Source organism: Fibrobacter sp. UBA4309 (assembly GCF_002395745.1).
Lineage (GTDB): Bacteria > Fibrobacterota > Fibrobacteria > Fibrobacterales > Fibrobacteraceae > Fibrobacter.
Map to the genome: position 1 here is coordinate 1 of NZ_DGUN01000063.1, position 6,084 is coordinate 6,084.

Genomic DNA, 6,084 nt, shown 5'->3' on the forward strand with positions numbered 1-6,084 from the left:
AGCTACAGCCGCGAATACGCCGAAGAACGCATCATGATCATGATGTCCGGCCGTCTCGCCGAACTCATCTTCTTCAACCACCAGAGCACGGGAGCATCTAACGACATCCAGCGCGCTACGGAACTCGCAAGGAAGATGGTCACGGAATGGGGATTCGACGAAGATATCGGCCCCGTATGCTACAGCCGTGCCGATGGCGAAGTGTTCCTGGGACGCGAAATCAGCAAGCCCAAGGAAATGTCCGAGATGATGGCCGAAAAAATCGACAACGCCATCAACGGGCTTATCAAGCGCATGGACCAGGCCGCTCGCAAGCTTCTCGAAGAGAACAAGAACAAGCTCGTGGATCTCGCCGAAGCGCTCTTCGAATTCGAAGTGCTTGACCGCGAAGAAATCGACAAGGTCATGGCGGGCGAAAAGCTCACCGGCACCAAGAAGAGCCGCCAGTACCAGGCTCTTGAAGAGATGGCCGAGAAGAAAAAGAAAGAAGAGACTCCCCCGCCCGACCCGGGCAAGCAGCCGCCAATCGCTCCGGTGACAAGCGAAACGCCTGTCGTATCGAAGCCCGAAGCCGCGGGGATCTCTTCGTCTGCAGAAATTGAATCGAAGGACCCGCAAGCCTGATGCTGAAGGATTATCTGGACAGTAACCGTGCCTTGCCGTGGAAAATCGGAAGCGACCTTATCCCGACGGAGTCGATGCCTCTTGTCATGGGAATCGTGAACGTGACCCCGGACAGTTTCTTTGACGGAGGCAAGCACAATACGCCAGACGCCGCATACGAGCATGCGGTATCCCTGCTGCGGCAGGGAGCGACGATTCTCGATATCGGCGGCGAAAGCAGCCGTCCGGGAAGCGAGCCTGTCAGCGAACAGGAAGAACTCGACCGCGTATGCCCCGTTGTCGAAGCCCTCGCACAGCTTTCGAACATCTCCGAAGACCTGGACAACCCGGGCAACCGAAAATTCTACATCTCCGTAGATACGGTCAAGGCGAAGGTCGCCCGTGAAAGCATGCGCCTCGGCGCGCATATCATCAACGACATCAGTGCCTGCACCATGGATCCTGAAATGCCCGGCACCGTCGCAGATACCGGAGCCTCTGTCGTCCTGAACCACATGCGCGGTTCATTCGGCAAGATGCAACAGGATTTCAAACCCTACGCAAATGTGGTGCAGGAAGTTCGCGAAGAATTGCTCGTCCAAGTAGACAAGCTGGTAGCCCTGGGTGTAGAAAAATCGAAAATTTGCATCGATCCGGGCATCGGTTTCGGAAAAACCGCCCAGGACAACATCGAACTGATGAAATCCGTCGACGCCTTCTTGAATGACGGCTATCCGGTGCTTATCGGGACATCGAGAAAGTCCTATATCGGGAAAATGCCCGGCCTCGAAAACAGCGACAGGCTTATCCCGACAGTCACGGCAGGCATCGTAGCGGCCCTCGGAGGCGCAAGTATCATCCGTGTGCACGATGTCCGCGAGGCAAAAGAATCTATACTTTACCTGGAGGCGCTGAGGTCTTATGGTACTGTTTAAACTTTTCGACGTCATTGACGTAAGAATGGCGGACATCCTGGATGTGCTCCTCGTGTCCATCATCCTCTACTACGTGTTCCTGCTGTTCCGCGGGACACGTGCCGTGCAGATGATCGTGGGCGGCCTCCTGCTGATTCTCGCCTGGCTTATCGCCCAGTGGTGGGAACTCCGGAGCATCACCTGGCTGTTGAGCAACCTCACCGGTATCGGTATCGTCGCATTGGTCATCTTGTTCCAGCCCGAAATCCGAAGCGCCCTGACACGCATCGGCCAGTCCATAAGCAGGGCGGATTTACGCCAGCTGTTCTTCCATTCCAGCGGCCTCGACGAAGTAACTGAATCTATCACGTCTGCCGTACAGGACCTCGCCAAGAACCGTGTCGGCGCGTTGATCGTTCTCGAAAAGCGCGTGGGACTCCGCAACTACGAAGAAACAGGCGAAATCTTGAACGCCAAGATCAGTTCCCGCCTGCTCCGCGCATTGTTTTTCCCCAATTCCGCACTCCATGACGGTGCCGTGCTGGTGAACTGCCAGAACATTGTCGCCGCGGGCTGTATCCTGCCGATGCCTACGGGCAACATCGAAGGCGATGCGGGCTACGGCATGCGTCACAGGGCGGCAAAGGCTTTGGCCGCCGAATGCGACGCCATGGTCATTGTCGTTTCCGAAGAAACGGGCGGCATATCCATCGCCTACCGCAACAGCTTGCGCCGCAAGCTCAGCATCAAGGAACTCGAAGCCGAAATCAAGCGCCATTGGGCGGAACTTTTCCACGACGACACCGTCGTCACCCGCGAAAAGCTAACTTCCGAAGAATAGTCCAACCCCGATTTATACTGCCATGAGCCAAAATAACGAACAAAGTAACAAAAATACCTCGAAAAGCAAAAAAAGGAACATTGCCGTACTCATCATCATGTTCCTGTTGCTGCTTTGCCTTTTTATTGTGCAGTGCCAGCTCGACAAGATGAAACAGGACGCCCTGCGCGAACAGGAAAGGACTGAACTGGAAATTCGCCAGAAGCATATCCTCGACAGCCTCAAGCTCCTTGAAAAGATGAGAGCCGACAGCCTCGCCGCACTGGAAGCGGCGCGCATTGCCGACAGCATCCGCATCGCCGATTCGCTTGCCGCCCTCGACACGGTCGACAAGACGCCCAAGCCTGTCTTGAACCGCGACAGCATCCGCCACGTGCGCGACAGCCTCGCAGCCATAGAAAAGGCCCGCCAAGACAGCCTCAAGCATATTGCGGACAGCCTGGCCGCCATTGAAAGGGCCCGAGCCGATTCGCTCGAAAAGAAACGAATCCAGGACAGCATCCGCGCCGCCGACCAGGTGCCGCCCAACGCCGAAATCACCCCGCCCGCCGGACGCTACTACGACCCCATCAAGCTGAAGGTCAAGTGTGACGAAATCAAGTGCAAGACCTACCTTTCCGTCGGCGACACGCTGCACCCGCAAGAGGCTTCAAAGGCCATTGACTACAACAAGACCGGAAGTGTATTCTTCCAGGCCGAGGACTCCGTCGGCAACAGGAGCGCCTGGGAAGAAGCCAAATACGACATGGCCAGCGACAATATCTGCGGCAAGAACGCCTACCCCGTTCCCGTCGGATCAAAAACCGTCTGCGTGGACGCCTACGAATACCCGAACACTGCCGACGAGAATCCGCGCGACATGGTCAGCCATGAACAGGCGGTAAGCCTCTGCGAACAGGCCGGGAAACATCTCTGCACTATCGACGAATGGCAGGCCGCATGCCGAGGCAAGGACAAGACCCGCTATTCCTACGGAGACAGCTACAAGCAGAACAAGTGCAACACGAACACCAAGGCCGCCAAGAGAAGCGGCCGCAAGGAACAGTGCCGTAGCTGGTGGGGCATGTACGACATGAACGGGAACCTCTGGGAATGGACCGCTTCGGCAAGCAAGGACCACCCGAACATGTTCCTCGTGGCAGGCGGTGCCTGGAATACGAACAACGGAAGCCAGTGCACCGAAAGCAAGTTCAGCTTCTACCCGCAAAACCAGTACCCGAGCGTCGGGTTCCGCTGCTGCAAGTGACGCGAAACATATAATGGATAATTGATGATTGATGATGGATGATGTAAAATCCTCAATTATCAATTATCAATCATCAATCCTCAATCAAGTAATTCCACGTGCAGGTGTTCGGCCTCACCCTTTTCCCAGATGACGCGGGCTCGGCCTTCCAGTTTCTTCGTGGCAAGCTCGACGACGCTCTTCTTTTCTTCGGGTAGCAGGAACTTGATGCGGAAATCGAGCGCCTTGTTCTCGTAGTGCTTGGATTTCTTTGCGTGGTAAGGCCAGTCGTTGCCGCTCGTAATCACGGGCACATATTCGAACCCCATTACCGAATGGTAGACATTCACGATCTCGAGACCAATCGTATCCAGCGCGGGTTCCAGGCTCTCCAGGTACACACCCGCCTTCTGCCTCGTGCGCTTTAGCAAGAGTCTGTGCACGCCGCTCTTGCCGAAGGGCTTGTGGTCCTTCTTGAGTTGGCGCAGGTATTCCTCGGCATCGAAAATGACTTCTTCCTGAACCTTGGGTTCATAATGCGGAACAGGCCGCCGATTCGTTTGTATAAGAAAATATACAGTAAAAATCGCCAAAATCGCAAGAATCGGAGCAACGAGGTACAAATATTTCATCTTCGAAACAAAAAATAACTATTTTAAGGGCATGAAGAAGATTATCACTATTGCAGCTCTCTCTCTTTTTTCACTCATTTTCGTCGCCTGTGGCGATGACAAACCGGCAAACTACGTCGGTTACTGGCAAGGCGAAGCGAATATGATATTCGAGGTCCTTACCGAAAACGGCACCGACTACATCATCCGCAACATCAACGGCGACCTCTCCGCGAAGGTTTCTGACGGTGCGCTCCGCGGCAAGAACTCTCTCGACATGGAATACGTGATGAGGGTCAAGGGCGACTCCGCCTACTACGAATTCGGCTCCATTACTACCGGATACAAGCGTATCTCGAAGAGCCAGTACGACGAAATCTTCGCCACGCAGAAAAAGATCGGCCAGGATTAACCCAAAGCCACTTCAGTTTTACTGAGCCATTGTCTCTTGAACGATCTGTTCAAGAGCTTTTTGGTTTGGTACGCCGCTCCATACGCCCTTGATATAGCCCTCGCTGTCGAGCAGCATGAGCGTCGGCACCGAGCGGATTCCGTAACGGCGCCACAGTTCCTTGGTCGCGTCCCTGTACAGCGGATACGGAGAACGGTGCTGGCGTTCGTAGAAGGCGTTCAGCGTATTCAGGTCCTCGTCGGCAATGCCGATGATTTCGAGGCCCTGACTGCCCAGCTTGGCATAGATGCTTTCCAGGATAGGCAGGGTCTTTCGGCACGGACCGCACCATGTCGCCCAGAAATCAAGTAAAGTCGCCTTGGGCTTGGCCTTGCGCTTGTCAGCATTCTGATAAAAATTCTTGCCGAATTCCGCCATCTTGCTGCCGATTGCCGACCCGGTAAGGCTGCTGATGTCGTCCGGGCGTTCCGTCAGCTTGATTTTCATGGGAATCTTCTTGCCTTCGCGCAGCACCTCGATGGCGACCGTCTGGCCGACCTTGCTGCCACCAATGACAGAAGTAATCTGCGACATGTCCGCCAGGGGCTTCCCCGCAAAACCGATTATCTTGTCACCCGAGACGACCCCCGCGGTAAAGCACCCGGAACCCGGATGCACGCCCTTGACATCGAGGGCTAGATGATTTTCGAAGGTAGACTTCTTGAACGTCACCCCGAGCCACGGGGCGGCAAAAACAGGAATACAGCCGAGTACAAACAAAGTAGCAGCAAACAGTTTAAGTTTAGACATAATCCATTACCTCTAGAAGAACAATAACGAGAAATTCAGCGAAACCAGGAAATGGGTCTCTTCTTCCATATATATCCTGCTGTTCTTTCTGGAAACGGGCTCCCCTATGATATAGCTCCCGCTCAACTGGATTCTCCCCAGAAGGTCGGCATTCTTGAAAAAGAGGATATCGCGCCCGTAACCGAAGGTGACGACAACCGGATGGTACGTCCCGTCGCTCTTTTCCATAAACAGGCAAGAAGGCCCCAAGAGCAAGAAATCATCGTGGCCGGATTGCATCAGGAGCCCGGAAAAATAGAGTCTGTAGGCCAACCCCACTTCCGAGATATCGTCGCGCAAGTGAATTTGCCCAAAGGCACCGACAGAATGATGCTTATGGAAACGAAAATCGCCCATCAGAGTGAACCCACCGTCTACGGAGGCCAGGTAATACCGGGCAAAGCCTCCACCGCCCACAATCCAGGTAGGCAACGGGCGTCCGGCCACTGCCGCGGACTCTTCGATGGGTATGCCCATGAAGTCCTTGGCATGCAGCACGCCAGCCGCAAGCACGACAAAACAGATTATTGTCAGTACGCGTTTCACTTTTTAGGATTGCGGTCGTCGTATTCGCCCAGCGACTTGTAACCGTCATTGAGCATGGCGTCCATCAGTTCGTTACGCATCGCGTGGGCCGCCATCCAGCGGAA

Annotated in this window: 7 protein-coding genes and 1 pseudogene; 5 read left to right on the plus strand and 3 right to left on the minus strand. The window is 54.7% G+C overall.

Going from position 1 to position 6,084, the window contains the following annotated elements; genetic code table 11:
• The 4 genes and pseudogenes from B3M32_RS09140 to B3M32_RS09155 all read left to right on the plus strand — a co-directional run.
• Positions 1 to 624, plus strand: a pseudogene (locus tag B3M32_RS09140) (hypothetical protein); the annotation flags it as partial.
• The gene (gene folP / locus B3M32_RS09145) at positions 624 to 1,538 is read left to right on the plus strand and encodes a dihydropteroate synthase (RefSeq protein WP_290745725.1); all 915 of its coding nucleotides are present in this window, start codon (positions 624 to 626) and stop codon (positions 1,536 to 1,538) included. The pseudogene B3M32_RS09140 and the gene folP, both read left to right, overlap by 1 nt.
• Positions 1,525 to 2,358, plus strand: coding sequence for a diadenylate cyclase CdaA (gene cdaA, locus B3M32_RS09150; RefSeq protein ID WP_290745728.1), 834 nt, complete (start codon positions 1,525 to 1,527; stop codon positions 2,356 to 2,358). The genes folP and cdaA overlap by 14 nt, the downstream gene beginning before the upstream one ends.
• Before the next feature lie 22 nt (positions 2,359 to 2,380).
• Positions 2,381 to 3,604 (plus strand): formylglycine-generating enzyme family protein, encoded by a 1,224-nt coding sequence (locus B3M32_RS09155; protein WP_290745731.1) that lies wholly within the window; start codon positions 2,381 to 2,383, stop codon positions 3,602 to 3,604.
• Positions 3,605 to 3,684: 80 nt separating this feature from the next.
• On the opposite strand, the gene B3M32_RS09160 is transcribed toward B3M32_RS09155, so the two are convergent.
• Positions 3,685 to 4,215 carry a hypothetical protein gene (locus B3M32_RS09160; RefSeq protein ID WP_290745734.1) on the minus strand — a complete coding sequence of 177 codons (531 nt, stop codon included), beginning with the start codon at positions 4,213 to 4,215 and terminating at the stop codon, positions 3,685 to 3,687.
• A gap of 31 nt (positions 4,216 to 4,246) precedes the next feature.
• Here B3M32_RS09160 and B3M32_RS09165 point away from each other — a divergent pair, with 31 nt between their 5' ends.
• The gene (locus B3M32_RS09165; RefSeq protein ID WP_290745737.1) at positions 4,247 to 4,606 is read left to right on the plus strand and encodes a hypothetical protein; all 360 of its coding nucleotides are present in this window, start codon (positions 4,247 to 4,249) and stop codon (positions 4,604 to 4,606) included.
• Between the two features lie 18 nt (positions 4,607 to 4,624).
• Here the strand turns inward: B3M32_RS09165 and B3M32_RS09170 are convergent, their stop codons facing one another.
• Both B3M32_RS09170 and B3M32_RS09175 read right to left on the minus strand, forming a co-directional pair.
• Entirely contained in the window at positions 4,625 to 5,395 is a 771-nt protein-coding gene (locus B3M32_RS09170) for a thioredoxin-like domain-containing protein (protein ID WP_290745740.1), read from the minus strand.
• Between the two features lie 12 nt (positions 5,396 to 5,407).
• Positions 5,408 to 5,980, minus strand: a complete 573-nt coding sequence (locus tag B3M32_RS09175) for a hypothetical protein (RefSeq protein WP_290745743.1) — start codon at positions 5,978 to 5,980, stop codon at positions 5,408 to 5,410.
• Between the last annotated feature and the right edge of the window lie 104 nt (positions 5,981 to 6,084).

Excerpts from the sequence above, each read along its gene's own strand:
- folP (WP_290745725.1), top strand. The coding sequence starts at position 624 with ATGCTGAAGGATTATCTGGACAGTAACCGTGCCTTGCCGTGGAAAATC.
- cdaA (WP_290745728.1), top strand. The coding sequence starts at position 1,525 with ATGGTACTGTTTAAACTTTTCGACGTCATTGACGTAAGAATGGCGGAC.
- B3M32_RS09155 (WP_290745731.1), top strand. The coding sequence starts at position 2,381 with ATGAGCCAAAATAACGAACAAAGTAACAAAAATACCTCGAAAAGCAAA.
- B3M32_RS09160 (WP_290745734.1), bottom strand. The coding sequence starts at position 4,215 with ATGAAATATTTGTACCTCGTTGCTCCGATTCTTGCGATTTTGGCGATT.
- B3M32_RS09165 (WP_290745737.1), top strand. The coding sequence starts at position 4,247 with ATGAAGAAGATTATCACTATTGCAGCTCTCTCTCTTTTTTCACTCATT.
- B3M32_RS09170 (WP_290745740.1), bottom strand. The coding sequence starts at position 5,395 with ATGTCTAAACTTAAACTGTTTGCTGCTACTTTGTTTGTACTCGGCTGT.